This window comes from Klebsiella sp. R390, assembly GCF_051131745.1.
GTDB lineage: Bacteria > Pseudomonadota > Gammaproteobacteria > Enterobacterales > Enterobacteriaceae > Klebsiella.
Genome location: NZ_CP180445.1, coordinates 5174049 through 5199578, shown reverse-complemented (window position 1 = coordinate 5199578; position 25530 = coordinate 5174049). Strand labels below are relative to the sequence as shown.

Sequence of the window (25530 nt, the reverse complement as noted above, 5' to 3'; positions counted from 1 at the left end):
GTAAGATGATGTCCAGACGCAATAATGACGCCATCACTATCCATAGTATTTTGTCGTGGATCGAAGATAACCTGGAATCGCCCCTGTCGCTGGAAAAAGTGTCCGAGCGTTCTGGTTACTCCAAATGGCACCTGCAAAGAATGTTTAAGAAAGAGACCGGTCACTCCTTAGGCCAGTACATCCGCAGCCGCAAGCTGACGGAAATCGCGCAAAAACTCAAGCAGAGCAACGAGCCGATTCTGTACCTGGCAGAGCGCTACGGTTTCGAATCGCAACAGACGCTGACGAGAACCTTTAAAAACTATTTCGACGTTCCGCCGCATAAATATCGCATGACAAATATACCGGGTGATTCCCGCTATCTGATGCCACTGAACAACTGCTGTTAACCGCCTGCAAAAAGACGTATTGAGGAAATCATGAAACTATTCGCTTCCGCTGCTTTTGTCCTGCTCGCGCTGATCTCCAGCCAGAGCTTCGCGGAGCAAACCACCACGCCGGTGCGCCACAATCAGCACGACGCAATGATTATGCCATCCGAACACAACGACTCGCCGTTTGATTTCAATCATATGGCCGCCGGTAGCGATAAGTCGGATGAACTAGGCGTACCCTATTATAACTAATTGTACTACCCGAGCATTTCGCCCCGTTTACGGGGCTTTTTTTTGCCTGCCGGAAAAACCACGGGTTACCCTTGCAGACGTTTGCTCATGTTGATGCCGGTGACATAAAAACCGGTGGCCTCATAGACGTGCCGGGCCCGCGCATTGTCACCCGCGACACGAAGCCCGATCTGCTCAAATCCCTGTTCCCGCATTGCATCCTCAAACACCTGTAAGGCCAGCTTACCCAGCCCCAGGCCCTGGCAGGTGCTGAAGATGTGAAAATCATAGATGAAGACACTACGCCGGGCGGCATCAGGTTTGTACCACAGGTAACCCACCAACCTGTCGGTGCTATCCTGACGGGTCATTAAACACAGCAGGACCTGACCTGGGGTATCGACGCCCTCAGGAAGATCGTCGGCGATAGCCTGCTTTGCTCTGGCCTGTGACTCATCAGCCGACAGTCGGTAGTTGGCGGTAATTTCTCGCGCGTAATCAGTAATAAAGTAATCCAGATACCCCTGATATTCATCCTCGCGCATCGGTCTGAGCGTAATCATTGAAATTCCTTTTACAGTGATTTCTTCATAAAAATCCGGCTGGTGCCTGCTGGTTGACAGTCAATCCGTCCAAACTCTTCCCAGCCGTGCTTTTTGTAAAAATCAGGTGCCTGAAAACTGATGGTATAGAGAAACCCCGCGCTACAGCCGCGCTTGCGCCCTTCTTCTTCAAAGCGCTGAAGAATGTCGCTGCCGACGCCCATGCCGCGCAGTGCCGGCGGAAGATAGAACAGATCGATGAACAGCAGGCCCAGCGAAGTACGCCCCTGCATCCCGCCGACAACCTGCCCGGTCTGGGTTGAGGTGACCAGCACCGACAGCGGCTTGCGATCGCCCATTCCGGTGATCATATCATTGAATTCATTCAGTCCTTTTTCGATGGGCAACAGCTGCGCCGCATCAGGATTTTCACACACCTCAAGACTGAACGCCGCCTGCGAACCGTGCATCGCCTCTATCCTTTTAAAAAGTGTACTTATCTCGGCACCGCGCCAGCCCGACGAACCCGCAGACCAAACACGTTGATATACAGCCCGCCCATGATCAACACGGCTCCCAGCATCTGCAACCCGTTCAGGGTTTCGCCGAGCAGCAGCGCGGCGCTGGCCATCCCCACCACCGGCACCAGCAGCGACAGCGGCGCCACGCGCCAGGTTTCATAGCGCCCGAGGAGGGAACCCCAGATACCGTAACCGACGATGGTGGCAATAAACGCCAGATACAGCAGGGAAAACACGGTAACCATATCGAGGTGGCGCAGGCTGTCGGCCATCACCTGCGGACCATCAATCAACCATGACGCCAGCATAAACGGCAGGACCGGAATCAACGCGCTCCATACTACCAGCGACATAATCTGCGGTTTCTCGGCATGGGACATGATCTTCTTATTAAAGATATTGCCCGTGGCCCAGCTCAGGGCGGCGGCCAGGGTCAGCATAAAGCCAATCGCCGGCACATGCTGGCCACCGAGGCTCGCCTCAACCAGCACCAGCACGCCGAAGATGGCCAGCGCAATCCCCGCCATCTGCTTGCCCTGTAGCCGTTCGCCAAAGGCAAAGACGCCGAGAATAATGGTGAAGAACGCCTGCGCCTGCAGGACCAGCGACGCCAGTCCGGCAGGCATGCCTAAAGAGATGGCGCAGAATAAAAAGGCAAACTGGCCGAAGCTGATGGTCAGCCCATAGCCCAGCAGCAAGCGCAGCGGAATTTTCGGCCGGGCGACAAACAGCAGCGCCGGGAAAGCCACCAGTAAAAACCGCAGCCCGGCCAGCATCAGTGGCGGCATATTATGAAGACCGAGCTTAATCACGACGAAATTAAGCCCCCATACCACGACCACCAGCAGTGCCAGCAGCCCGTCTTTACGTGTCATACCCTGCCTCTGTTGTTATGTAAATTTTTGTGAACTAAATCAAAGTACCGAAAAACTGCCCCGACGGATAGATCATTATTTTTGGCAGGGTCGGAAAGCATCTCCTGATACCTGGCAAGGCTATACAAGCCATTAAGAGCATGATATTTCTGGAAGGTACAACATAAAAATAACATTCTATCAGGCAAAAAAATGATACCGACCATCAGGCGCTCGACCATTGCGTTGCTGGCGTCCTCGCTGCTGCTGACCATCGGTCGTGGCGCCACGCTCCCCTTTATGACCATTTTCCTCACCCGCCAGTACCATCTGGCGGTGGATGACATTGGCTATGCGCTCTCCATCGCCCTGACGATCGGCGTGGTGTTCAGCATGGGGTTTGGCATTCTGGCGGATAAGTTTGATAAAAAGCGCTACATGCTGATTGCGATACTGGCTTTTATCGGCGGCTTTATCGCCATTCCGCTGGTCAATAGCGTGACCCTGGTAGTGTTCTTCTTCGCTCTGATCAACTGCGCCTATTCCGTCTTCTCCACCGTGCTAAAGGCGTGGTTTGCCGATATGCTGTCGCCGGAGAAGAAAGCGCGGATTTTTTCCCTCAACTATACGATCCTCAACATTGGCTGGACCGTCGGGCCACCCATCGGCACGCTGCTGGTGATGCACAGCATCAACTTGCCATTCTGGCTGGCGGCGGCCTGCGCATCGGTACCGCTGGTGTTTATCCAGCTCTTCGTCCAGCGCACGACGGCGGCGGTGGCCCAGGATAACGCAGTTCAGTGGACACCGTCGGTACTGCTCCGCGACCGGGCCCTGCTGTGGTTTACCTTTTCCGGCCTGCTGGCCTCATTTGTAGGCGGTTCCTTCGCGTCCTGCATTTCCCAGTATGTGCTGGTGGTTGCCGATAGTAGCTTTGCCGAAAAAGTGGTTGCGGTGGTGCTGCCGGTGAACGCCGCGGTGGTGGTCTCCCTGCAGTACGCCGTGGGTCGGCGGCTCAGCGCCAGAAACATCCGCCCGCTGATGACCTTTGGCACGGTCTGTTTCATCCTTGGGCTGGGCGGCTTTATGCTCTCCGACAGCAGCTTACTGATGTGGGGACTGTCTGCCGCAGTATTTACCCTCGGCGAAATTATTTATGCTCCGGGCGAATACATGTTGATTGATAACATTGCCCCGCCAGGGATGAAAGCCAGCTACTTTTCTGCCCAGTCGCTGGGCTGGCTGGGAGCGGCCTTTAACCCGATGGTGACCGGCGCAATCCTGACCCATATGCCACACTGGTCGCTGTTTGTGGTGTTGATGGTGGCGATAATTGTCGCCTGGATAATGATATTACGCGGAATGAAAGCGCGCCCGCGGCACAGCGGCGGCTGCGCAACTGCCAGCGCCTGACCCCGTGGCATGCGGCTGTCAGGTTACTGTCGGGTGGCTGTCGGGTTCAGATCGTGGTGCCCGGCGGCGTCCTGCCACAGACTCCATCTCAGGTATTCACCCGGAGAGAGACAACATGAACAGCAGCAATCAGGTTAAACAGTTACGTCTGCAGCGTGCCTGGTCCCAGGAACAGTTAGCCGAACTCACCGGCGTCAGCGTGCGGACCATTCAGCGCATCGAAAACGGCGATCGTCCGGCGCTCGAAACCCTCAGCGCCCTGGCCGCGGTGTTCGAGGTCAACGTTGCCGACATTACCGGTGATGCGCCAGCGGGCAACGAGACGTCGCTGGATCAACGGATTGAAGAGGCGAAAGCACGCCTGCATCAGGAGAGCCGCTTTTTGCGATCGCTGTCGACGGCACTGGTGGTATGCGTGCTGCTGGTGCTGTTAAACCGCTTTACTCACCCGGACTATTACTGGTCAGCCTGGGTCGCTGGGATCTGGGGCACGCTGCTGCTGGTACGCGGGTTACGCCTGTTTGTCTTCGGCGGCCTCATCCGTCACTGGCGTCAGGCTCGCCTGCAGCGCCTGCTGCGTAAATAACGGCGATGCAGATAACCATCGGCCCGCCCGGGCCGATGGTGTTAAATGGTCACCATGCCGCGCACCCCTTCGGCTTCCATATCCGCACCATTTCCTTGCTGAATAATCGTGCCGCGAGACATCACCAGATAGCGATCGGCCAGCGCGGCGGCGAAATCATAAAACTGCTCCACCAGCAGGATAGCCATATCGCCACGGTTCGCCAGCTGGCGGATGACCTCACCTATCTCTTTGATCACCGAAGGCTGAATCCCCTCCGTGGGTTCATCGAGGATCAGCAGCTGCGGGCGGCTGGCCAGCGCGCGCCCGATAGCCAGCTGCTGCTGCTGGCCACCTGACAGATCGCCACCGCGCCGCAGCTTCATGGTTTTCAGTACCGGAAACAGCTGATAAATGTCCTCCGGTACCTGGCTTGCCTCCCTGGCAGGAAAGCGCGACAGTCCCATCAGCAGGTTCTCTTCCACCGTCAGACGGGGAAAGATTTCGCGCCCCTGCGGCACATAGGCAATCCCGGCCTGTACCCGCTGGTGAGGCTTGCGCTGGGTGATAGGTTTTTCCTGCCAGATAACGTCGCCGCTGCGGGCCGGAATCAACCCCATCAGACACTTCAGCAACGTGGTTTTGCCCACGCCATTGCGCCCCAGCAGGCAGGTGATCTCGCCCTGACGGGCCTCAAAGTCTACGCCGCGCAGAATATGACTGCCGCCATAGTATTGATGTAACTGGTTAACCTGTAGCATCCGCGCTCCTTAACGTCCGAGATAAACTTCAATCACCTGTTCGTTGTCCTGCACTTCGCGCAGCGACCCTTCAGCCAGCACCTGCCCCTGATGCAGCACCGTCACCCGGTCAGCAATGGTTTCGACAAACCCCATGTCGTGCTCCACCACCATCAGCGAATGTTGTCCGGCCAGGGTGCGAAACAGCTCGGCGGTATACTCCGTTTCGGCATCGGTCATCCCGGCCGCGGGTTCATCGAGCAGCAGCAGGTGCGGCTCCTGGACCAGCAGCATGCCGATCTCGAGAAACTGCTTTTGCCCGTGGGAGAGCAACCCCGCCGCGCGCCCGCGTTCAGCCTCCAGGCGCAGCAGGCGCAGGATTTCGCTGATGCGGTCCTCCTGCTCGCCGTTGAGCCGCGCCCGCAGGCTGGCCCACACGGATTTATCTCCCTTAAGCGCCAGCTCAAGGTTTTCCGCGACGGTTAGCGCTTCAAACACCGTTGGTTTCTGAAATTTACGGCCAATTCCCTGACGGGCGATCGCGATAGGATCGAGACTCATCAAATCGATCGACTGGTCGTACAGCGCCTTGCCGCTTTGCGGCCGGGTTTTACCGGTGATCACATCCATTAGCGTGGTTTTTCCGGCGCCGTTTGGCCCGATAACGCAGCGCAATTCCCCGACGCCAATCTGCAAAGAGAGGTCGGTCAGTGCCTGGAAACCATCAAAATTGACGTTAATTTTTTCCAGCTGCAGCACCGGGTCGGTCTGTTCACGAAAGCGGTCCGTCGGTTGCTGACGGGTAAATAAACCATCATCTGGCTGCATCAACGATCTCCTTTACGCAACAGGCCGATGACCCCGCGCGGTAAAAACAGGGTTACGATTATAAAAATCAGACCGAGAAACAGCTGCCAGTATTCCGGCATGGCCACGGTAAACAGGCTCTTGGCACCGTTCACCAGTCCGGCGCCCAGCACCGGGCCGATCAAGGTCCCGCGTCCGCCCAGCGCCACCCAAATGGCGGCTTCGATAGAGTTGGTCGGCGACATTTCGCTGGGGTTGATAATCCCGACCTGCGGGACGTACAGCGCCCCCGCCAGCCCACATAACACCGCCGACAGCGTCCATACCAGCAGCTTGAATCCGCGCGGATCGTAGCCGCAGAACATCAGGCGGTTTTCCGCGTCGCGCACCGCGGTCAGGATGCGGCCAAATTTGCTCTGCGCCAGCAGGTAGCCGATCCAGAGCGTCAAGAGCAGCAGCAGGACCGTCGCCAGGAACAGCGCCGCCCGCGTGCTGGTCGCCGTCACGGAAAAGCCCAGCAGCGTGGTGAATCCGGTAAAGCCGTTATTGCCGCCAAAGCCGGTTTCGTTACGGAAGAACAGCAGCATCCCGGCATAGGTCAGCGCCTGGGTCATGATCGAGAAGTAGACGCCTTTGATTTTCGATCGGAAGGCAAACCAGCCGAACACCAGCGCCAGCACGCCAGGCACCAGCACGACCAGCAGCATCGCCCAGGCAAAATGTTGCGTTCCCCACCAGAACCACGGCAGTTCGCTCCATGACAAAAACGACATAAATGCTGGCAGGCCGTCACCTGCCGCCTGGCGCATCAGATACATCCCCATCGCATAGCCCCCAAGCGCGAAGAAGATGCCGTGGCCCAGCGACAGCATACCGGCGTAACCCCACACCAGGTCCAACGCCACCGCCACAATGGCGTAGCAGAGGATTTTGCCCGTCAGCGTCAGCAGCCAGGTCGATACCGCCAGCGGATGCGACTGGGGCAACATCGCCAGAAACGGCATGCACACCAGTCCCAGAATCAGCAGCAGCCCGAGCCACTGCAAAGGTCGCGGCGCTTTACGCGCCAGCGTCAGTGTTATCGGTTGGCTCATCAGTCAATCACCCTGCCTTTCAGTGCGAACAGTCCCTGCGGACGTTTCTGGATAAACAGAATAATCAGTACCAGGATCAGGATTTTGCCCAGTACCGCGCCGAGCTGCGGTTCAAGAATTTTATTGAAGATACCCAGGCCAAAGGCCGCCACCACGCTGCCTGCCAGCTGGCCCACGCCACCGAGTACCACCACCAGGAAGGAGTCGATGATATAACCCTGGCCCAGCTCCGGACCGACGTTACCGAGCTGCGACAGCGCCACCCCGCCCAGTCCGGCGATCCCCGAACCGAGACCAAATGCCAGCATATCCACCCGCCCGGTCGGTACGCCGCAGCAGGCCGCCATCGCCCGGTTCTGCGTAACCGCCCGCACGTTCATGCCTAAACGGGTTTTGTTGAGGATTAGCCAGGTAAAGAACAGGACCAGCAGCACAAAGCCCAGCACCGCCAGCCGGTTCCACGGCAGGATCAGGTTAGGCAATACCTGCAGACCGCCGGAAAGCCAGGCCGGGTTTGCCACTTCGAGGTTCTGCGCGCCAAACAGCATGCGCACCAGTTGGATCAGCATCAGACTGATACCCCATGTCGCCAGTAACGTCTCCAGCGGCCGGCCATACAGATGGCGGATAATGGTACGCTCCAGCGCCATCCCGATACCGCCGGTGATCATAAATGCCACCGGCAGCGCAATCAGCGGATAAAACGCCAGCCACTGCGGTGCAAATTGCGCCAGCGCCTGCTGAACCAGCCAGCAGCTGTAGGCGCCGAGCATCAGCATTTCACCGTGGGCCATATTGATAACGCCGAGCAGGCCATAGGTGATCGCCAGCCCTAGCGCGGCTAAAAGCAGCACCGACCCCAGCGACAGCCCCATAAAGGCCTGCCCAAGAATGTCGCCCAGCATCAGGCGCTGTTTAATCTGGCTCAGACTGTGCGCCGCGGCCTGACGGACCTGGGCGTCCGGTTCATGCTGAGTATCGGTAAAGGGAATTAACAACGCCTGGGTGTCTGGATCAACGGCATGACCAAGCCGCTCAACGGCCGCTAAGCGACGAGCGCTATCCGGGCTTGCCAGCTGCAACCGGGCCAGCGCAATCTCCAGCTGTGCTTTCACGCTTTCATCTGGCTCCTGCGCCATACGTTGTTCGAGCAGCCCAGCCATTTCCGGCGTCGCCTCTCGCTGCAGGGTTTTGACTGCGGACAGTCTTTCTGTGACGTTGTCACTAACCAGCAGGTGCGTCGCCAGCGCCCCGGCAACCAGATTACGCAGGCGGTTGGTAAGGCGAACCGGTTTTGTCGCCCCTTGCGGCGTCTGCGCGGTGCCCAGTGGCTGTTGCTGACTGAAGGCATGGCCGCTGCCATCCACCGTCAGCGTTTCCGCCTTGAGCGCCCGCAGCAACGGCAGTCGTTGTGCCTGAGGCGCGGCGGCCCACTGCTCCAGGAGCTGCGCCTGTTGGCTTCGGGTTGCCACGACGAAATCGTCGGCTTCCGCGGCCTGCGTCTGCCACGGCAGCAGCATTATCAGCAACGCAAAACCGTAACTCATCATGCGCCATGCGTTCATGATCGTCTCCTTGTGCTGTCACCCGTTACGAGTATCCCCGGTCATGCGAGCGCATCCCGGGGCTACGGTGAGATATCCCGGGCGTCGCCCGGGTAGACAGGATTAATTAGCGGCGGTTTTTACCGGATGATCGGGTTTCTTATCGTTACCGGCGATCCACGGGCTCCACGGCTGGGCGCGAACCGGCTCCTCGGTCTGCCAGACGACGTTGAACTGGCCGTTGGCTTCGATTTCACCGATCATTACCGGTTTATGCAGGTGATGGTTGGTGGCATCCATGGTCAGCGTAAAGCCTGACGGTGCTTTGAAGGTTTGTCCGGCCATCGCCGCCCGCACCTTATCAACATCCGTCGTACCGGCTTTTGCCACCGCCTGCGCCCACATGTGCATCCCAACCCAGGTGGCTTCCATCGGGTCGTTAGTCACTACGGTGTCGGCGTTCGGCAGCTTATGGGCTTTGGCATAGGCGCGATAATCGGCAACGAACTGCTTGTTGGTCGGGTTATCCACCGATTCAAAGTAGTTCCAGGCTGCCAGGTTCCCCACCAGCGGTTTGGTATCGATACCGCGCAGCTCCTCTTCGCCCACCGAGAAAGCGACTACCGGCACGTCGGTGGCCTTCAGACCCTGGTTCGCCAGCTCTTTATAGAACGGAACGTTGGAGTCGCCGTTGATGGTGGAAACCACCGCCGTTTTGCCACCGGCGGAGAATTTCTTAATATTAGCCACGATGGTCTGATAGTCGCTGTAGCCGAACGGGGTGTAGACCTCTTCGATGTCTTTATCCTGAATCCCTTTGCCATGCAGGAAGGCGCGCAGAATTTTGTTGGTGGTACGCGGATAAACATAATCCGTTCCCAGCAGGAAGAAGCGCTTCGCCCCGCCGCCATCTTCACTCAGCAGGTATTCCACCGCCGGGATGGCCTGCTGGTTCGGCGCCGCGCCGGTATAGAAGACGTTCGGCGACATCTCTTCACCTTCGTACTGCACCGGATAGAACAGCAGCCCGTTCAGCTCTTCAAACACCGGCAGTACCGATTTACGCGATACCGATGTCCAGCAGCCAAACACCGCCGCGACTTTATCCTGAGTCAGCAGCTGGCGGGCCTTTTCAGCGAACAGCGGCCAGTTTGAGGCTGGATCCACCACCACCGGCTCGAGTTTTTTCCCCAGTACCCCGCCTTTGGCGTTAATGTCGTCAATCGCCATCAGCGCCACGTCTTTTAACGGCGTTTCAGAAATCGCCATCGTCCCGGAAAGCGAGTGCATAATCCCGACTTTAATGGTGTCGGCGGCGTAAACCTGGAATGAGTAGCCCATGCTGATCACAGAGGCGGAGAGTGCAAAAGCTTTTAATAGTGTTCGACGCTGCATGATTCACTCCTGAATAGCGCAAAGACAAAAAATGAATTAACGACTAACCGGAAGTGATAAGGCAAAAATGGTGCCAGGTTGTCTGGCAATCAGAAAGCGCGATGTAGCGTGGGGAGAATTGAAAAAAGCGGCAGCGTTGCTTCAAAACGGTGCAACGCTGCGCTATGACGAGCGGTTACCAGACTTGTGCGGCGATCCCGGTAACCAGGCGGACTTTATCCCACTGCTGGGACTCGGTCAGCGCGTTACCCTCTTCGGTCGAGGCAAAGCCACACTGTGGGCTAAGGCAAATCTGCTGTAACGACACGTACTGGGAGGCTTCTTCAAGGCGGGCTTTCACCCCTTGCGGGTTTTCCAGTTCGCCGTTCTTGGTGGTGATTAATCCCAACACCACCTGCTGTTTGCCCGGGCGGATAAAGCGCAGCGGCGCAAAATCGCCGGAGCGGTCATTGTCATACTCCAGGAAGAAGGCGTCGACATTGACGCTACCAAACAGCACTTCTGCCACCGGCTCGTAGCCGCCTTCTGAGATCCAGGTCGAGCGGAAATTACCGCGGCAGACGTGCAGGCCAATGGTTAAATCCTCCGGCTTACCTTCCAGGGCCTTATTCAGCACCCGGGCATAGGTCTGCGCCAGCTCGTCAGGATTATCACCGCGTTCACGGACCTGCTGACGCTGTTCATCAGAGCACAGATAGGCCCAGACGGTGTCGTCGAGCTGAAGATAGCGACAGCCAGCATCATAAAACGCGCGGATCGCATCACGCCAGGTGGTCGCCAAATCGTCGAAGTAGTCGGCGAGATCCGGGTAGACGGTGGCGTCGATATCTTTACGCCCGCCGCGGAAGTGCAGCACGCTCGGGCTCGGAATGGTCATTTTCGGCTGGGCATCACCGCTGATGCTTTTCAGAAAACGGAAATCCTCCAGCATCGGGTGATCGCCAAACGCCAGTTTACCGGTGACACGCACGCCGTGCGCTTTGGTCTGAATACCGTTGAACTGGATCCCTTTGTCGGAATCGTAGCGCTCAACGCCTTGTAAACCGTCGAAGAAATCGAAGTGCCACCAGGCACGGCGGAATTCACCATCGGTCACCACGTGCAGGCCGCAGTCGCACTGCTGTTGCACCAGCTGACGGATAGCCTCGTTTTCGATCTGGCGCAGATGTTGAGGATCAATGGCGCCTTCGGCAAGCTGCTGACGGGCGTGTTTTATGGCGTCCGGACGTAAAAAACTGCCGACGATATCAGCGCGAAACGGGGGCTGTTGACGTTGCATGGTGTCTCCTTAGCGGTGAGCAGAGTTAGTTGCCTGCCGTGATAGTTCACTATTTGAATTTATAGACTTCTGGATGGCTATATGTCCAAATACTGGCATGCGCTGCCGTCAGCAGCAAACGAGAATATTTCATGGGAGATGAATTAAATTCATGTTACGGCCGGCGAGCTTACGCCCCCGGCCGTCGGCACTATTACGCGAACGCGAAACCTTCATCCTGCCAGCCGATGATCCCACCCAGCATCATTTTTACCGGTCGCCCCAGTTCTGCCAGTTTGAGGGCGGCGATATCGGCGCCGTTGCAGTGCGGGCCCGCGCAGTAGACCACGAACAGCGTCTCTGGCGGCCAGGCCTGCATCCGTTCGGCATCGATCTGCCGGTGCGGTAAATGCAGTGCCCCCGGCAGATGGCGGCGGGCAAAGGCTTCAACGCTGCCGACGACATGCAGCAGGACAAAGTCGCCCTCTCCATCACGCATGGCGCTGTGGACATCCGCGCAGTCGGTTTCGAGGCTCAGCTTGTGACGGAACCAGGCGACGGTGTCGCTGGAAGTGGCAGGGGTAAAGGCGGTGACAACACTCATGGCTTATTCTCCTTCTCTGTGGTACCACTACTTTACTGACTCTCTCCACTTCTCGTCCGCCGCTAACGATGACAGAAAACGCTGAAATCCTGACAACTTCTTCCACCACACCACCACGCCATCGGGTTGTGGCGCTGGCCTACGATGGTTTATGTACCTTTGAGTTTGGTATTGCCGTCGAACTGTTCGGCCTTCCCCGCCCGGAAATGGGCGAACGCTGGTACCGTTTTGCGGTGGCCGCGGTAGATGATGGCGAGCTGCGGGCAACCGGTGGGATCCGGCTGATGACCGATGGCGGTATGACGTTGCTCAGCGAGGCAGATACCATCGTGGTTCCCGGCTGGCGCGGGGTTGATGCCCCGGTGCCTGCGGCGCTGTGCGACGCCTTAACTGCAGCCCATGCCCGAGGATGTCGGATTATATCTATCTGTTCCGGCGTGTTTGTCCTTGCTGCCGCCGGACTGCTCAACGGCCGTCGCGCCACCACCCACTGGCGCTATACCGAGCTCCTGCGCGAGCGTTTTCCGCTTATTGATGTGGTGGCAGATGTGCTGTATGTCGGCGCCGACGGCGTGATGACCTCCGCCGGCAGCGCCGCGGGTATCGATCTGTGCCTGCACCTGGTGCGTGAAGATTACGGCATTGAGGCCGCCAACACGGTGGCAAGACGGCTGGTGGTTTCTCCGCATCGCGACGGCGCGCAGGCGCAGCAGGTGGTGCGACCGGTAGCCCAGGCGCGAGAAAGCCAGCGGCTGGGGCTGGTGTTCGATTTTCTGCATCAGCATCTTGCCGCCAGCCACACCGTCGGGTCGCTGGCGCAGCAGGCAGGGATGAGCCCACGTACCTTTTTGCGCCGTTTTCAGGCCGCCACCGGGAAAACACCGGCCCGCTGGCTACTGGAGGAACGTTTGCTGCGAGCGCAGCAGCATCTTACCCAAACCCGCCTGAGCATTGAGGAAATCGCCGGGCTCAGCGGATTTACCGATGCCAGCACCTTGCGCCACCATTTTCGCCAGCAGTTTGCCATCAGCCCTTCCCGCTATCGTCAGAAATTTTCAGCGGCCGCAGTGGAAAAATCGTCATAAGCGGTCACAATGGCGTTCACATTGATGAGATTGCGCAAGGAGCCTGTCTGATGAAAAAAGAGTGTCGTGTTGTTATCTATAAAGAAGGAATTCTCGGGAGTCTGTTTTTTGGTGAAGCCAAAGCCGATCCGGAGAAAATGAGCCGTTTCCTCAATGAGTTCACCATGCAGGGCTGGGAGGTCAAAACCATGTCCGTGGAGCGCCGCAGAACCGGGCTGTTCTGGTCGCGGGAGGCCTATCTGTTCGTGCTTGAACGCCCGCTGTGATCGTCCCGCGTTAAGTTGTTTCATCACGAAATTGTATACCTGGTTAATTATTTGTTTAGATTAACCAGGCTATGATTCATTCAACAACCGTACACCACGTTCAACAAGGACAATTTAGCGCACACTACACACTGATGGAGGTTAATCATGCTGGGAAATATGCATGTATTTATGGCAGTACTAGGAACCATTCTGTTCTTCGGATTTCTTGCTGCGTATCTAAGCCACAAATGGGATGACTGATGAACGACGATAATCCCCACCCGTAAAAGCCCCCTGCTGCAACCGCGCCAGGGGGCTTTCTGTTTTTGGCTTTTCATCAAGACGTTATTTTTATCGCGAAAAAATATTGTTGTGTTCCCGAGTCCGTGGATTCGCCACCAATAATAGTGTTCTTAATAGCCTTGCGTACGGCACTCCTCACCTGAATCAATTTTCTGCGGGATTAATCTGAGCCCCAAATCAGCGGCTGCTATTGTCCCGTTGCTAATCGTTTTTCAATTCTCAAACCGACAACCAATTATGAAGATTTTTGGGATTTACGTTTTGCTGAAGTAACCGCCCGGAATCGTATTTATAATAACCCCCTATTGTTAAACGCCCATTTTTTATAGGTGATAATGGTGACAACCATCAAATTACAGGAGATTTTCAGATGAAAAACCGCCTCTACGCTTTAGTGATGACGATGCTGATTGTCTCACCCTCATTGGCCCTTGCCGGGCCAGGTCCAGGCCCGGGAGGTCCCGGCCCTGGATTCACCCCACAGCCAGCCCCCACACCATATCCGCGACTTAGCGTACTGCCTGACCTGGCGACAACGTTGATTATCGGCGGACTGACCTATTATATTGTTAACGATATCTACTATCGCAAACAAGGAGCCGAGTATATCCGTGTTGATGCCCCCTCTGCGGTAAATTCCAGCCTGAACGTCGTTGATTACAATGGGAAACGCTACTACGTGCGTGACGGAAGCTATTATCAGAAAGACATCAATGGGAACTATATCGAAGTTCCACGGCCGTCTGGCCTCTGAAGATACCCCCCCCCCCCGAGATAACCCAGACCCACTGATGGACAAGGTCCATCAGTGTTTTTTTCTGTCAATACCTGCGCCAATCTCCATATTATCGCCATTATTCTCAGGTAACCTATTCCGCCGTTTATTTAATGCTCCGTTGATGGACATCGTATTTACTCAACCGCGTGCATTCATCATTCAGGCAGTATTTATCTGCCAGACGATATTGAATCAGGACAGACTTATGAAAAAATTCACATTAGCTATCTTCACGTCGACGCTTTTGATGTTTTCTGCAACATCGATGGCGGCTTCACAACCTGCACCAGATTCACACCAAAAAGTGGTGAAAAAAAACACGAAAAAGAAGGCAAACAAAGAGAACGTCGCCAGGCGGCCGGCGAAAAAAGTAGTCAAAGAGAACCACAAACCGCAGTGACATTCTGATGTTCAGATGACTGATGGTATTTTCTGGCTACGAGTGAACCCGCTATCACCAGAAAAGAAACGGGGTTTCTCCCGCTTTTTGCGGCAATCCGGTACGGTTTTATTCTGGATTAATCCTGGTTAATGTGCGAAGGCACGGAGAACGTGCGGCTCTCCATAAAATATCCACATTTATGCTTTTGAATTAACACTCCCAGTTCAGGAGTCATCATGAAAAAAATAATCTTCTTCGTTTTTGTGCTCTGCGGAGCGACGTCACTTTCCGGGTGCATTCTCCCTCCGGGAGGTCACGGTGGAGGGCCCGGGGGCCCCGGCGGTGGCTACTCTCATGGGCCTGACCTTCGTTAAAGTGTTAAGGCTTGTTGGCGTGGTTAGTATTAAAAAACGCCCTCTTCAAGTTAATGCTGGTCACGTAAGGTGGCCAGCATTTTTATGGCTGATTGTCGCGCTGACATCAGTAAACATGCCTGCTTTCGTTCTTCCCGCCTTTTAAAACATCCCGAATTTCAGTCATCAACCGCGACTCATTTAAGAGGACTGTCTCTGCGAGATAGCCATGAAATTAATACCACTATGTCGCCACAGAGATTACCCAGACTATTTTAGTGCCATGATTCGCATCACAAAAGTGGAGTGGTGAATATCGTTTATGTGAGTTTATTTAACCAAAATTATTTCCAATAACATGGGGTGAAAACATCATTAATACCTCGATCTTAGGGTTTGCTTTTCTCGCTACTGTATTTCACCGGGACTCGCAAGCACCTTACTGTAAGGAAGGCTTACAATAAGGAGTAATAATGAAGATATTATTTTATATGTACTACTACATTTTTTCATGCTGAAATGATTATCAATTACATTAAAACCAACGCGTGCCTTGCCTCAAATACATCCCCATCGGGCATGTTCCCCGCTCATCGTAAGCGAGAGGAATTGTACTAACACATAGAAATAACTTGTTTTAAAGACCAGGGAAAAAGAAATGAATCAATATAAAAACGCTCAGCACTGTAAGTGCCCGCGAGGGAAAATATGGCTTGCGGTATGCAGTGGGGCGTTAATTTCTTCAGCCAGCAGTTATGCCGCTGATGATGACAATACGATGACGGTGACTGCAACAGAACAAACTGACAGCGGCTATTCCAGCTCAACCTCTTCCGTCGCCAGTAAAACACCCACGTCTAAACTGAATGAAGCCCAGTCGGTTAGCGTAGTAACCAAAAAACAACTGGATGATTATCAACCCAGTAACCTCTCCGATGCCATGCGCTTTGTTAGCGGCGTAGCGCAAGCAAATACGCTGGGCCAGACGGAAGACGGTATTGTTCGTCGGGGTTTTGGCTCGAACTCCGACGGTTCGATTTTCCGCGATGGCATTCGCAGTAGTCAGGGACTCAACTTTGACGCCACTACCGATCATGTCGAAGTGCTGAAAGGATCATCCTCGTTGTTATACGGTGTGTTGAATCCCGGAGGGATGATTAATGTCGTCAGTAAGAAGCCGCAATATGAATGGCACACGATTATTGGCGGACACTACAATAGCACCGGAGGTGGCGCCGGGAGTATCGATGTTACCGGACCGCTTGGTAACGGTTTCGCCTTCCGTTTGATTGCTGAAAAACAAGCGCAAAATTACTGGCGCGGGTACGGCAACGATAAACATACCCTAATCGCACCGTCATTACAGTGGTACGGCGATAAAGCCAGCTTTAATATCAGCTATAGCAGTTATCAATATGATATTCCGTACGACCGTGGTACAGCGTTTATTAATGGCAAACCGATTAATATTGGTTACAAAACCCGTCTGGACGATTATTCAAACCATGCATGGGGACGTAATAAGACCTTTAACACATCCTGGGATTATCAATTCAACAACGTTTGGTCGACTCGCGTCACCGTAGGTCTGAACCAACGCCAGTACAGCAGCAATACGGTGACCACCACCGCCATTGATGCCACCAGCGGTGTTGTAACGCGACGCCCGGATGCTTTCCGCGGTTTTAACCACAAAACAAAATATGTTTCGTGGGATGCCATGGGTACGCCGGTACTATTTGGCATGACGCATAATCTGGTCGTTGGCACCGATTACGAAATGAATCAAACCTACCGCGCTCACGCTTATAACGGGAGCAAAAATACCGACTTCACGCTGAGTAACCCGGTATATGGCCTGGAAACCGTCACCGACAGCAGCACAGAAAAAACCGCAGATAGCCATCTGCTCAACCGCCTTCACAGCCGATCTGTTTATCTCAAAGACAGCATTGACCTGACATCACGCTGGACCGCTGTGGCCGGTGGCCGTTATCAGCATTATGAACAACGTGAATCAAAAGGCGATCCAGCGACACTTAGCTATAGCAACGAAGGTAATAAATTCTTACCTCAAACCGGGCTCATTTATAAGCTGACACCTGACGTATCTGTTTACGGCAGTATGAGTAAATCGTTTACGCCATCCACTAATCCTGACGACAACGGCAACGTTGAGGCTCCCGAACAGGGCACTACCTATGAAGTCGGTAGTAAGTGGCAAATGACGCCGGCGCTGTTCGCCACCCTCGCACTGTACCGGATTGATGAACGCAATATTGCCTTATCATTAAACGGAGAAACGTATGCTGTGGATAAAGCCCGCTCCAGCGGCGTTGAAGTAGAAATGAACGGAGAGATTTATCCGGACTGGGATGTGAGTGCGAATTACAGCTACAACCAGGCAGAAATTGTTAACGATAAGAACGATTCTGGTAATAATGGTAACCGCCTGCAAAACGCACCGCGCAATTCCGGAGCGTTATATTTAAGCCATAATATGCGTATTGCTCTGTTACCGGGAAGTTTCCGTATTGGCGGCGGCGCTCGTTATGTCGGTACCCGCGCAGGCGATCCTGACAACAGCTTCACCCTCCCGGCGTATACCGTCGCAGACAGTTTTATTGGCTGGGATAATCAGCTCTTAGGTAAAAAAACGCATCTACAGTTAAACATTAACAACCTGTTTAACAAGCACTATTATACCTCAAGCGGTGGTAATTTACGCGTCGCCGAAGGTGAAACGCGGAATCTGGTGCTCAGCGCAAATGTTGAGTTCTGAGGTGACGGACGACGCGACTTTAAACACAACTCACTATAATCCACCCAACGCCGCACAACATTCACTGATAAAAACAGAGCCAGATAAAATGAAACGGGTTTACACCAGCGTCCTTCAGTGGCTAATCACCACGGCTATTTTATTAATAGCATCACCGGCTCTCGCCGCCGATAATTTACCCACGGTAAAACCCATTATAGATTGTAGCCAGTTAGCATCTATTAACTTTAACGATCGGGTTGGTGAAGAAGTGACGGTTAATTCAGCCAGCCCCCTGAAAACTGACAAAGGGATGTACTGTCAGATAAAAGCGACCATCGGCGCATCGATTGGTGTCGAAATCGCGCTGCCACAACAGCGCTGGACGCAGCGCTTCCTGCAGGTTGGATGTGGCGGGCTATGCGGGCAAATCAACCTCACACCGAGCAACGCCAGTGGCTGCACGCCAGCCACCCAGGGCGAATTTGTGGTTGCCGCGACCGATATGGGTCACAGCGGCGGCATGATGGATGCCAGTTGGGCGGAAGATCCCCAGAAACGGATCGATTTTGCTTATCGCGCCAATCACCTCACCGCGCTGCTGGCAAAGGCTGCAATTCAGTCATACTACGGCCAGCCGCAAAAATATGCGTATTTTATGGGGTGTTCCGACGGTGGACGCGAGGCACTCATGGAAGCGCAACGCTTCCCGGATGATTTTGATGGTATCAGCGCCGGAGCCCCGGCAGCCTTCTTCCAGTTCCAGAACTCATTTTTCCACGGCTGGAACGTTGTCGCTAACCAACGCGCGGATGGCTCAGCAATCCTGTTGCAGGATCGGCTCCCCATTCTGCATCGTGCAGTACTGACGCACTGTCCGACGCTGTCCGGCGTCAATGATGGCTTATTAGCAAATCCGTATGCGTGCACCTTCTCGCCGGGTTGGGTGCAAACCTGTACCACAAATCAGGCCGATAAATCGAACTGTCTGACGGCGGAAGAAATCAACGTTGCGGAAAAACTCTATCGCGGGGCTGGTGACAGCGCGGGAAATCAGTTTGTGATTGCCGGCCTGCCTCTCGGATCCGAATTGCGCTGGCCGGTACCGGCGACATCCGATGGTCATTCCATGTCAGAAATGATGGCGCTGCCAGCACTGCAATCGTTACTGTTACCGGGTGGAAAACAAAACATCACCACCTTAGGTGATTTCCCTCTCAACAAGCAGAACTTTGCTGCTGTCGCGCAACTGGCTCCGCTCTATAACGCGGCCAACACCAATCTCAGCGGTTTTATGAAACGAAACGGTAAGCTGATTATGTGGCATGGTCTGGCTGATGACTCCGTCAGCCCGGCGTTCTCCATTGCCTACTATCGTGGCGTTGAGAGCTATCTTGGTGAGCAAGCAACCGACCAGTTTGTTCGTCTGTTTCTGTTGCCCGGTGTCGCCCACTGTGGTGGTGGCGACGGCTTAGACCAGTTCGACTTACTTTCGCCGCTGATGAAATGGACCGAACAACAAATCGCACCAAAAGCGCTGATTACAGGTAAAACGGCGGCGAATGCGCAGGAAAAACCTGGCATGCCAGGCCAGGAAAACACAGCGGAAGGGAGTACGGATGCGCAAGCACATTTCCACGGCGTACAGCGCGCCAGTTCGCCGGTGGCTGCCGAAATGCCAACGTTAACCGTTACCCGTCCGGTATTTCCTTATCCGTATATTGCAAAATATAGCGGCTCAGGATCGCCAGACAGCGCCGAGAATTATATTGCGGTGAAATCGACAGCATATGACAACCTCGTAGTAAGGAAGCCAGCCAGCGAGTTTATCGGTCCGAATAATCAGAAAACGTATGTTGCAGAAGGAAGTCAGCTGAAGGTACAGTAATCATTTACTCAAGCCGTTGCGCGACCGTGCTTCGTCAAAAACGGCGTTGCTGATAACACAAAAAAGCCCCATTTCACATTCCGGGGCTTTTACAGAATCAGGATCGGGCACATCAATTATACTGAGTCACCTTAAATCCATCACCTTGCAACCAGTGAGCAAACTTACGCGAGCGCTTAACCAGCAACGAATCGCCGTACTGAGCTAAATATCAGCCGACATCACACGTTTATTACACCAGCTTATTGTAAACGTAGAAATCATTGTCGCGTACAAAGCCACGTTGCTCATACAACGACTGTGCCCGGGTATTATCCGTGGCGGTACTGAGCATGATAAATGCCGAATCGCTCTCTTTCGCCAGCTGTTCTGCGCGGTCAATCAGCCGCTGTGCAACCCCATGCTGGCGGGCTGATGCATCGACAAACAGATCGTAAAGCAACCAGATGCGCTTCATCTCCAGCGAACAAAACAGAGGATAGAGCTGGGTAAACCCCACCGCTTTGCCGTCAACTTCAGCGAAGAAAATGACCGACTCATTTAACTGTAAGCGTTTGAGGATAAAGTCCCTTGCCTGATGAGCGCGTTCTTCTACCTCGTAGAAGCGACGATAGGCGAGATACAGCGGCAGGACAGTATCGACATCCTGGGGTTGAGCTTGATAAATATTCATACATAAAACCTCATTATTAATACAGTTATAATTGTATTACAAATGGAGTCAACAGTCTGAAGAATATCAATATCTTCTATTTTGATTGCTCTGGAGCTGCCGAAGTACCAGCGATGAACACTTAAAAAACACACCGAATCTTGCGAGAAAACACATTGGGATCGCGACCTGGTGGGCTGCGTCTGCCGCCCGACCAGGCGATCGGCTGGGCGACGATTATTTCTTCTTATTGAGCATCGACTTTAAATCGGCAAACGGATTATAGGTGGCTTCGCCAACGTCTTTTTGCGCATCCTCGCCCGCCACCACCGTCGTACCGTACTGGTCCGCTTCGGTGTATTTCGAGTGTTCGTGGTCGTGGCAATACAGGCACAACAGCTCCCAGTTGCTGCCATCTTCCGGGTTGTTGGTGTGATCGTGGTCGATATGGTGAACCGTTAATTCGCGCAGATTGGAGTAGACAAACTCGCGCGCACAGCGCCCACACACCCACGGGTAGATTTTTAACGCTTTTTCACGATAGCCGCTTTCCAGCCGCGCATAGTTTTTAGGGATCAGAGCCATGGCCGATGTTACCTGTTGCAAAGGGATAATGACGATAGTGTGCCCAATATATCCTGGAATGGCGGTAAAAGAGAAATGAGACAGCGCTAGATCTTTGATTTGCAATGGCAATAGCGGTTGATTCTCCCTATTTCCTGTAGCCATAACGTTCAATTAAATCATTGTTATTGTCCAGGTTATTAAAGACCGGACAACGCGCATCCTCCTGCGCCAGGACGGTGTAATATCAGGAATCAGTTTGTGCTCAATAATGTAGAAAGCACCACCGCCAGTCCTCTCGTATATTCTTTAGCTTCACAGAAAAATATCAATAGCACATCAACTGTTGCGTAAAATTCAGTCAGGCAGCCCGTCTCTGGCGCTGAAACACGCAGGGACGGACGGCCTGGTGGCACAGTGATGGTATTAGCGATGGCTGCAGCCAGTGCGTCGGATCGGGTGCATCGTCAGCTGTTCACAAACGCCAGCAGGTCGGCGTTGATCTGATCCGCGTGGGTGGTGGGGATCCCGTGCGGCGCCCCTTTATAAGTATTCAGGGTACCGTTCTGTACCAGGTCGACTGAGAGCACTGCGGAATCGTGGTAGGGCACAACCTGGTCATCATCGCCATGAATCACCAATACCGGGATGGCGATTTGCTTCAGGTCCTCGGTGAAGTCCGTCTGCGAGAAGGCCACGATCCCGTCATAATGCGCCTTCGCGCCGCCCATCATTCCCTGTCGCCACCAGTTCCAGATAACCCCTGGTAACGGTGTCGCGCCGGGACGGTTGTAGCCGTAAAACGGCCCGGCCGGCACGTCATAATAGAATTGCTGCCGGTTGGCGGCGAGCTGCGCCTGGAAGGATTCAAACACCTCAGGCGGCGTTCCCTGCGGATTGCTGTCAGTTTTTACCATCAACGGCGGAACGGCGCTGATCAACACCGCTTTTGAGACCTTATCCTCCGCGTGGCGTACCACATAGCGTACCACCTCGCCGCCGCCGGTCGAGTGACCGACATGCATTGCTCCCTGTACGCCGAGATGCTGAACCACCGCAGCAACATCATCCGCATAGTGATCCATATCGTGACCGCTGCACACCTGGCTGGAACGGCCATGCCCTCGCCTGTCGTGCGCCACCACCCGGAAGCCCTTATTCACGAAGAACAGCATCTGCGCATCCCAGTCATCGCTGGAGAGTGGCCAGCCGTGGTGGAAAAAAATCACCTTGCCCTCTTTTGGTCCCCAGTCTTTATAAAAAATCTCAACACCATCGCTCGTCGTTACGTAACCCATGTCTCTTCTCCTGAATACCGTTAGCTATTGAAGGTTGAAGCAGGTCTTGCGTATGGCGCTGAGGTGGCCTGTTGCCATGCACCGAGCCGCCAGCGATCGCCACCGATCGCTGAGAGAGTATAGGTTCAAAGTTGCGAGTTAGATCAAGAAATGGGATTCGCGATAGCCCGGCAGACATTCCCGGCTAATGCCTCAGGTCGCCACTACACCGAGGGCCGCGTCTTAAAGCGAATGGTTTTAGTCATGTTTTTAAAGGGTTTGTTAGGTTCGAAACGCCATTTTGCCACCGCGCGAATCACCACGTCATCAAACAGGTGCTGTGGTTCAGACGACAGGATCCATAACTTTTCGACTTTCCCGTCGGCGCCCACATCAAAGCGAATCTTCACTTCACCGCGAATATTATTGGCCGCTGCATAGTAGGGATAGTCTGGCTGGACAAGGTGAAGCTGCTTTGGCTCGTTTTGTTTGACCTGACTGCTGCAGGCCGACAACAGAATACCGGCGGCTAAAAGTAGCGCATATTTGCGTTTCATCATCACATCCATATTGATAATAATTATCAATACTATCACGGAATTCCGGCTTGATGATGATTTATTCCCGCTTCGGGAAGAGGTAACACGTAGAGATAGCACAACGGAAGACCGCTTGCGTTATTCGCAGGCGGTCAGGTCAGCATCAGACGGCTTTATCCACGCTGGTGTTCGAACCGGAGGTCAGGATGCGAACCTTGTCGCCCTGGTTAAAGCTCATCCGGCCATCGTACTGCTGGAGCACCTGGATTATCTGACCAGACTGGGTCTTGATGGTCAACTGGACTTCCTGCATGGCCTGGCGCTGTGACTGGCGATAGTGAGAAGCACTGGCTCCGGCGGCGGCGCCGGCTACGGTCATGGCGGTCTGTCCTTTACCATTACCAAACTGGTGTCCAATTACGCCCCCGACGGCACCGGCAGCAAGGGTGCGCAGCGGCCGTGAGTGGGTCTGATTACTGATGATCTGGCTTTGCTGTACCACACCATAGTCCACCACGGTTTTGGTACCGGCAACCGCAGACAGGCTGGTCAATGCGAGGAAGCTGAGAGCGATGAATGCAAGTCTCTTCATAATGTCTCATTTTAGGTTTTCGCGCGGGCGATGAGCGCATGCGGCAGGGTAACCCCGCCATTGCTGGCGGGGCTGGAAATCAGTTCAGGGCGTCAACAAGATCGTTTTTCACCTGAGTGCGCTGTTCAGGCGTCAGCACCTGGTTCACGCCAAAATAGTATTTCACGCGGTAGTAGCGCACTTGCTGATCTAACTGCCCAAAGGCCGCCAGCTGCTGCTTCACTTTCGCATCATCCCATTTGCCGGAATGGATAACATCTACCAGGGCGCCGTCTTTGAAACCGTCGATTTTGATATTGTTAACGTTGGTCTCGAATTCGCTGCGCAGGGTCTGAATTTTGCTCACCTGCTCGTTGCTCAGCTTCAGATGTTGTACCACAGGATCCTGAGATACCGGCGGAACATCAGTGGTGCTAGCCGCTTGTGCAGCGACAGAGAAACCCGCGCTCAGCGCGACAGCAATCAGGGTGTTACGGAAGAGTTTATTCACAATCAATTATCCTTAATATCCATAATCAGAGTCTTAAGTATTGATCTCCAAATAAATCCCATCTGTAACAAAGGGTTAAATTTAAATTTGGACAATTTGCCGTGGCGACTACCGCAATCCTCATTGCCAGCCAAATTCCTCCTCTGCCATCAGTATTTTATGCTGGGTCAAAAACTCTCGCCCGGGAAGGTTTTGACACCACCCACCATAAAAACAGCATGTTTATGCTGTTAACCGCGCAAAGTACGCTCAGCAGACAGAATTAAATAAAATATCAGACGGGGTTTTCCTGCGGACCGGCAAAAAAAAACCGCCAGAGGTCTGGCGGTGAATCAATGCTTGCATGGATAGATTGTGTTTTACATTTTACATAAAGGCGATGTCCATCTCCCTTTATGACTGCGGCTACGCTAGCACATCCATCTTCAATGAAGGGTAAACCAATGCCGCCTACAGCTTCTCAACCAGCGCTTTAAGCTGAGCGACCCACTGCTCCTGTTGATGTTCGCTGTCGAACGGCCAGGTAGACTGGCGGACGATCAGCCGGGTGGGCAGCAGTTCACGGATCCGCATCTGCGGGGTCACCATCAGCTGGACCAGTTGTTCTACCGCCCTTTTGCCCAGCAGATCGAAGTCCTGGGCAACGGTGGTCAGGGGCGGCTGAAAATAGAGGCTATCGGCAGTGTCGTCATAGCCGGTGACCGACACCGCGCGGCTGCCGCTACGGTTGAGCTGCGCCAGAGCGCTCAGCACTCCTAAGGCCATCTGGTCGTTGGCCACCACAATCGCACTAATACGCGGCTGGAGATGGAGCAGTTCAAAGGTTTTGTGCCAGCCGCTGGCGGCGCTCCAGTCGCCGAATACGGTCTGGGCCTGGCTGACGCCCTGGCGATGCAGCGCCTCGCGCCAGCTACCAAGGCGCATGCGCGCAGAGATCGAACTTTCCGGGCCGGCGAGCAGGCCAAACTCCCGGTGCCCCAGCTCCCAAAGGTGCCGGACGCAGGCGCCGCAACCGTCGCGATGATCAAAGCGTACGCAGGACACCTCCGTTTCCGGCGAAACATCGAGAAACAGGCAGGCAATATCGGGATTTTCCTTCACCAGCCGCTCCGCCGTGCTGCTCTCCAGCGGCAGGCTGACTATCGCCCCGCGAATATGCTGCGCACGAAACTCATCCAGCCGCGCCTGCAAGGAGGCGTAATCGCTGCGCTCCGGCATAGCAATCGAGACTTCAAGCTGATGAACGCCCGCGTGATTTTTCACCGCCGCCGCGATTTGCGAAGGCGCATGCAGCGTCAATGACGCGGTAATCAGCCCGATGGAAGGTGCCGCTTTCCCCGCCAGCAGCTGCGCCGAACGGTTGGGCACATAGTGTAGCGCCTGCATCGCGCGGACGACCTTTTCCCGGGTCCGTGCGGAGACAATCTGCGGATTATTCAGCACCCGGGAGACGGTCTGCTGCGACACGCCGGCTTCACTCGCCACATCCTCTAACGTTGCCGTACGCCGCTGCATGGTGGTCTCCTTTCAGGCCAGGTTGAGGGGTTATTGATTCAAATGTCTTCCGCTAACATTTTATGTCTTATTGACGACAAAAATCTGCGCTTTTTTGGGTGTTTCGTGATCGAAGGTCGGTTTCGTTTTCGCCAATATTGCGGCACCAGGAAAAATATCTG

Annotated in this window: 28 protein-coding genes; 11 read left to right on the top strand and 17 right to left on the bottom strand. The window is 54.4% G+C overall.

The window, feature by feature from the left end:
- Nucleotides 1-8 precede the first annotated feature (8 nt).
- Together marA and marB are read left to right on the top strand one after the other, a co-directional pair.
- A complete protein-coding gene (marA, locus tag ACMYSP_RS24355) occupies nucleotides 9-389 on the top strand; it encodes an MDR efflux pump AcrAB transcriptional activator MarA (protein WP_123755483.1) in 381 nt (126 codons plus the stop codon).
- Nucleotides 390-419: 30 nt separating this feature from the next.
- Nucleotides 420-626: a multiple antibiotic resistance protein MarB gene (gene marB, locus ACMYSP_RS24350; RefSeq protein WP_434584615.1), complete on the top strand. Its 207-nt coding sequence runs from the start codon at nucleotides 420-422 to the stop codon at nucleotides 624-626.
- Nucleotides 627-691: 65 nt separating this feature from the next.
- On the opposite strand, the gene ACMYSP_RS24345 is transcribed toward marB, so the two are convergent.
- From ACMYSP_RS24345 to eamA, 3 genes are read right to left on the bottom strand one after another with little or no spacing between them, the layout of a single operon-like run.
- Nucleotides 692-1168 carry a GNAT family N-acetyltransferase gene (locus tag ACMYSP_RS24345; RefSeq protein WP_434584614.1) on the bottom strand — a complete coding sequence of 159 codons (477 nt, stop codon included), beginning with the start codon at nucleotides 1166-1168 and terminating at the stop codon, nucleotides 692-694.
- A gap of 11 nt (nucleotides 1169-1179) precedes the next feature.
- Nucleotides 1180-1617: a GNAT family N-acetyltransferase gene (locus ACMYSP_RS24340; RefSeq protein ID WP_434584613.1), complete on the bottom strand. Its 438-nt coding sequence runs from the start codon at nucleotides 1615-1617 to the stop codon at nucleotides 1180-1182.
- Nucleotides 1618-1643: 26 nt separating this feature from the next.
- Nucleotides 1644-2543: an O-acetylserine/cysteine exporter gene (gene eamA, locus ACMYSP_RS24335; protein WP_434584612.1), complete on the bottom strand. Its 900-nt coding sequence runs from the start codon at nucleotides 2541-2543 to the stop codon at nucleotides 1644-1646.
- 192 nt (nucleotides 2544-2735) lie between these two features.
- On the opposite strand from eamA, the gene ydeE reads away from it, so the two are divergent.
- On the top strand, nucleotides 2736-3935 hold the full coding sequence (ydeE, locus tag ACMYSP_RS24330; RefSeq protein ID WP_434584610.1) for an efflux MFS transporter YdeE: 1200 nt from the start codon (nucleotides 2736-2738) through the stop codon (nucleotides 3933-3935).
- A 115-nt stretch (nucleotides 3936-4050) separates the two neighbouring features.
- The gene (locus tag ACMYSP_RS24325) at nucleotides 4051-4521 is read left to right on the top strand and encodes a helix-turn-helix domain-containing protein (RefSeq protein ID WP_434584609.1); all 471 of its coding nucleotides are present in this window, start codon (nucleotides 4051-4053) and stop codon (nucleotides 4519-4521) included.
- A 41-nt stretch (nucleotides 4522-4562) separates the two neighbouring features.
- Here ACMYSP_RS24325 and urtE read toward each other — a convergent pair whose 3' ends face one another.
- From urtE to ACMYSP_RS24290, 7 genes are all read right to left on the bottom strand, one after another.
- The gene (urtE, locus tag ACMYSP_RS24320) at nucleotides 4563-5261 is read right to left on the bottom strand and encodes an urea ABC transporter ATP-binding subunit UrtE (RefSeq protein WP_434584608.1); all 699 of its coding nucleotides are present in this window, start codon (nucleotides 5259-5261) and stop codon (nucleotides 4563-4565) included.
- A gap of 9 nt (nucleotides 5262-5270) precedes the next feature.
- On the bottom strand, nucleotides 5271-6068 hold the full coding sequence (gene urtD, locus ACMYSP_RS24315; RefSeq protein ID WP_434584607.1) for an urea ABC transporter ATP-binding protein UrtD: 798 nt from the start codon (nucleotides 6066-6068) through the stop codon (nucleotides 5271-5273).
- Entirely contained in the window at nucleotides 6068-7141 is a 1074-nt protein-coding gene (gene urtC, locus ACMYSP_RS24310) for an urea ABC transporter permease subunit UrtC (protein ID WP_434584606.1), read from the bottom strand. Before urtC ends, urtD begins: the two co-directional genes overlap by 1 nt.
- On the bottom strand, nucleotides 7141-8706 hold the full coding sequence (urtB, locus tag ACMYSP_RS24305; protein ID WP_434584605.1) for an urea ABC transporter permease subunit UrtB: 1566 nt from the start codon (nucleotides 8704-8706) through the stop codon (nucleotides 7141-7143). The genes urtC and urtB overlap by 1 nt, the downstream gene beginning before the upstream one ends.
- A 102-nt stretch (nucleotides 8707-8808) precedes the next feature.
- Nucleotides 8809-10080 (bottom strand): urea ABC transporter substrate-binding protein, encoded by a 1272-nt coding sequence (gene urtA, locus ACMYSP_RS24300; protein WP_434584604.1) that lies wholly within the window; start codon nucleotides 10078-10080, stop codon nucleotides 8809-8811.
- 175 nt (nucleotides 10081-10255) lie between these two features.
- Entirely contained in the window at nucleotides 10256-11359 is a 1104-nt protein-coding gene (locus ACMYSP_RS24295; protein ID WP_434584603.1) for a cobalamin-independent methionine synthase II family protein, read from the bottom strand.
- Nucleotides 11360-11552: 193 nt separating this feature from the next.
- A complete protein-coding gene (locus ACMYSP_RS24290; RefSeq protein ID WP_434584602.1) occupies nucleotides 11553-11942 on the bottom strand; it encodes a rhodanese-like domain-containing protein in 390 nt (129 codons plus the stop codon).
- 68 nt (nucleotides 11943-12010) lie between these two features.
- Between ACMYSP_RS24290 and ftrA the strand changes: the two genes are divergently transcribed.
- The 7 genes from ftrA to ACMYSP_RS24255 all read left to right on the top strand — a co-directional run bounded on the left by ftrA (nucleotide 12011) and on the right by ACMYSP_RS24255 (nucleotide 19740).
- On the top strand, nucleotides 12011-13027 hold the full coding sequence (ftrA, locus tag ACMYSP_RS24285; protein ID WP_434584601.1) for a transcriptional regulator FtrA: 1017 nt from the start codon (nucleotides 12011-12013) through the stop codon (nucleotides 13025-13027).
- A gap of 50 nt (nucleotides 13028-13077) precedes the next feature.
- Nucleotides 13078-13293, top strand: coding sequence for a DUF4177 domain-containing protein (locus ACMYSP_RS24280; protein ID WP_123754423.1), 216 nt, complete (start codon nucleotides 13078-13080; stop codon nucleotides 13291-13293).
- Between the two features lie 147 nt (nucleotides 13294-13440).
- Nucleotides 13441-13536 (top strand): protein MgtS, encoded by a 96-nt coding sequence (gene mgtS / locus ACMYSP_RS24275; RefSeq protein WP_004102377.1) that lies wholly within the window; start codon nucleotides 13441-13443, stop codon nucleotides 13534-13536.
- A gap of 412 nt (nucleotides 13537-13948) precedes the next feature.
- Nucleotides 13949-14332 (top strand): DUF6515 family protein, encoded by a 384-nt coding sequence (locus ACMYSP_RS24270; protein ID WP_434584600.1) that lies wholly within the window; start codon nucleotides 13949-13951, stop codon nucleotides 14330-14332.
- A 229-nt stretch (nucleotides 14333-14561) separates the two neighbouring features.
- A complete protein-coding gene (locus ACMYSP_RS24265) occupies nucleotides 14562-14756 on the top strand; it encodes a hypothetical protein (RefSeq protein WP_434584599.1) in 195 nt (64 codons plus the stop codon).
- Between the two features lie 993 nt (nucleotides 14757-15749).
- Complete coding sequence (locus ACMYSP_RS24260; RefSeq protein ID WP_434584598.1) at nucleotides 15750-17873, top strand: TonB-dependent siderophore receptor; 2124 nt, start codon at nucleotides 15750-15752, stop codon at nucleotides 17871-17873.
- An 88-nt stretch (nucleotides 17874-17961) separates the two neighbouring features.
- Nucleotides 17962-19740, top strand: coding sequence for a tannase/feruloyl esterase family alpha/beta hydrolase (locus ACMYSP_RS24255; protein WP_434584596.1), 1779 nt, complete (start codon nucleotides 17962-17964; stop codon nucleotides 19738-19740).
- A gap of 232 nt (nucleotides 19741-19972) precedes the next feature.
- Here the strand turns inward: ACMYSP_RS24255 and ACMYSP_RS24250 are convergent, their stop codons facing one another.
- The 7 genes from ACMYSP_RS24250 to ACMYSP_RS24220 form a co-directional block, all read right to left on the bottom strand.
- The gene (locus ACMYSP_RS24250; protein WP_434584595.1) at nucleotides 19973-20413 is read right to left on the bottom strand and encodes a GNAT family N-acetyltransferase; all 441 of its coding nucleotides are present in this window, start codon (nucleotides 20411-20413) and stop codon (nucleotides 19973-19975) included.
- Nucleotides 20414-20629: 216 nt separating this feature from the next.
- A complete protein-coding gene (yajD, locus tag ACMYSP_RS24245; protein WP_123754471.1) occupies nucleotides 20630-20977 on the bottom strand; it encodes an HNH nuclease YajD in 348 nt (115 codons plus the stop codon).
- Between the two features lie 446 nt (nucleotides 20978-21423).
- Nucleotides 21424-22254, bottom strand: a complete 831-nt coding sequence (locus tag ACMYSP_RS24240; protein WP_434584593.1) for an alpha/beta fold hydrolase — start codon at nucleotides 22252-22254, stop codon at nucleotides 21424-21426.
- 203 nt (nucleotides 22255-22457) lie between these two features.
- The gene (locus ACMYSP_RS24235; RefSeq protein ID WP_434584592.1) at nucleotides 22458-22829 is read right to left on the bottom strand and encodes a TonB family protein; all 372 of its coding nucleotides are present in this window, start codon (nucleotides 22827-22829) and stop codon (nucleotides 22458-22460) included.
- A 106-nt stretch (nucleotides 22830-22935) separates the two neighbouring features.
- Nucleotides 22936-23364, bottom strand: a complete 429-nt coding sequence (locus ACMYSP_RS24230; RefSeq protein WP_434584591.1) for a glycine zipper 2TM domain-containing protein — start codon at nucleotides 23362-23364, stop codon at nucleotides 22936-22938.
- 79 nt (nucleotides 23365-23443) lie between these two features.
- The gene (locus tag ACMYSP_RS24225) at nucleotides 23444-23854 is read right to left on the bottom strand and encodes a Spy/CpxP family protein refolding chaperone (protein WP_434584589.1); all 411 of its coding nucleotides are present in this window, start codon (nucleotides 23852-23854) and stop codon (nucleotides 23444-23446) included.
- A gap of 450 nt (nucleotides 23855-24304) precedes the next feature.
- A complete protein-coding gene (locus ACMYSP_RS24220; RefSeq protein ID WP_434584588.1) occupies nucleotides 24305-25369 on the bottom strand; it encodes a LacI family DNA-binding transcriptional regulator in 1065 nt (354 codons plus the stop codon).
- Between the last annotated feature and the right edge of the window lie 161 nt (nucleotides 25370-25530).

Bases quoted from the DNA above. Each gene is read 5' to 3' on its own strand.
- urtE (WP_434584608.1), bottom strand. From the start codon at position 5,261: ATGCTACAGGTTAACCAGTTACATCAATACTATGGCGGCAGTCATATT.
- ACMYSP_RS24270 (WP_434584600.1), top strand. From the start codon at position 13,949: ATGAAAAACCGCCTCTACGCTTTAGTGATGACGATGCTGATTGTCTCA.
- ACMYSP_RS24220 (WP_434584588.1), bottom strand. From the start codon at position 25,369: ATGCAGCGGCGTACGGCAACGTTAGAGGATGTGGCGAGTGAAGCCGGC.
- ACMYSP_RS24260 (WP_434584598.1), top strand. From the start codon at position 15,750: ATGAATCAATATAAAAACGCTCAGCACTGTAAGTGCCCGCGAGGGAAA.
- urtA (WP_434584604.1), bottom strand. From the start codon at position 10,080: ATGCAGCGTCGAACACTATTAAAAGCTTTTGCACTCTCCGCCTCTGTG.
- ACMYSP_RS24265 (WP_434584599.1), top strand. From the start codon at position 14,562: ATGAAAAAATTCACATTAGCTATCTTCACGTCGACGCTTTTGATGTTT.
- urtB (WP_434584605.1), bottom strand. From the start codon at position 8,706: ATGAACGCATGGCGCATGATGAGTTACGGTTTTGCGTTGCTGATAATG.
- ftrA (WP_434584601.1), top strand. From the start codon at position 12,011: ATGACAGAAAACGCTGAAATCCTGACAACTTCTTCCACCACACCACCA.
- marB (WP_434584615.1), top strand. From the start codon at position 420: ATGAAACTATTCGCTTCCGCTGCTTTTGTCCTGCTCGCGCTGATCTCC.
- ACMYSP_RS24325 (WP_434584609.1), top strand. From the start codon at position 4,051: ATGAACAGCAGCAATCAGGTTAAACAGTTACGTCTGCAGCGTGCCTGG.
- urtC (WP_434584606.1), bottom strand. From the start codon at position 7,141: ATGAGCCAACCGATAACACTGACGCTGGCGCGTAAAGCGCCGCGACCT.
- ACMYSP_RS24280 (WP_123754423.1), top strand. From the start codon at position 13,078: ATGAAAAAAGAGTGTCGTGTTGTTATCTATAAAGAAGGAATTCTCGGG.
- ACMYSP_RS24230 (WP_434584591.1), bottom strand. From the start codon at position 23,364: ATGAAGAGACTTGCATTCATCGCTCTCAGCTTCCTCGCATTGACCAGC.
- mgtS (WP_004102377.1), top strand. From the start codon at position 13,441: ATGCTGGGAAATATGCATGTATTTATGGCAGTACTAGGAACCATTCTG.
- ydeE (WP_434584610.1), top strand. From the start codon at position 2,736: ATGATACCGACCATCAGGCGCTCGACCATTGCGTTGCTGGCGTCCTCG.
- ACMYSP_RS24255 (WP_434584596.1), top strand. From the start codon at position 17,962: ATGAAACGGGTTTACACCAGCGTCCTTCAGTGGCTAATCACCACGGCT.
- ACMYSP_RS24250 (WP_434584595.1), bottom strand. From the start codon at position 20,413: ATGAATATTTATCAAGCTCAACCCCAGGATGTCGATACTGTCCTGCCG.
- ACMYSP_RS24240 (WP_434584593.1), bottom strand. From the start codon at position 22,254: ATGGGTTACGTAACGACGAGCGATGGTGTTGAGATTTTTTATAAAGAC.
- ACMYSP_RS24290 (WP_434584602.1), bottom strand. From the start codon at position 11,942: ATGAGTGTTGTCACCGCCTTTACCCCTGCCACTTCCAGCGACACCGTC.
- ACMYSP_RS24345 (WP_434584614.1), bottom strand. From the start codon at position 1,168: ATGATTACGCTCAGACCGATGCGCGAGGATGAATATCAGGGGTATCTG.
- ACMYSP_RS24340 (WP_434584613.1), bottom strand. From the start codon at position 1,617: ATGCACGGTTCGCAGGCGGCGTTCAGTCTTGAGGTGTGTGAAAATCCT.
- eamA (WP_434584612.1), bottom strand. From the start codon at position 2,543: ATGACACGTAAAGACGGGCTGCTGGCACTGCTGGTGGTCGTGGTATGG.
- urtD (WP_434584607.1), bottom strand. From the start codon at position 6,068: ATGCAGCCAGATGATGGTTTATTTACCCGTCAGCAACCGACGGACCGC.
- yajD (WP_123754471.1), bottom strand. From the start codon at position 20,977: ATGGCTCTGATCCCTAAAAACTATGCGCGGCTGGAAAGCGGCTATCGT.
- ACMYSP_RS24295 (WP_434584603.1), bottom strand. From the start codon at position 11,359: ATGCAACGTCAACAGCCCCCGTTTCGCGCTGATATCGTCGGCAGTTTT.
- marA (WP_123755483.1), top strand. From the start codon at position 9: ATGTCCAGACGCAATAATGACGCCATCACTATCCATAGTATTTTGTCG.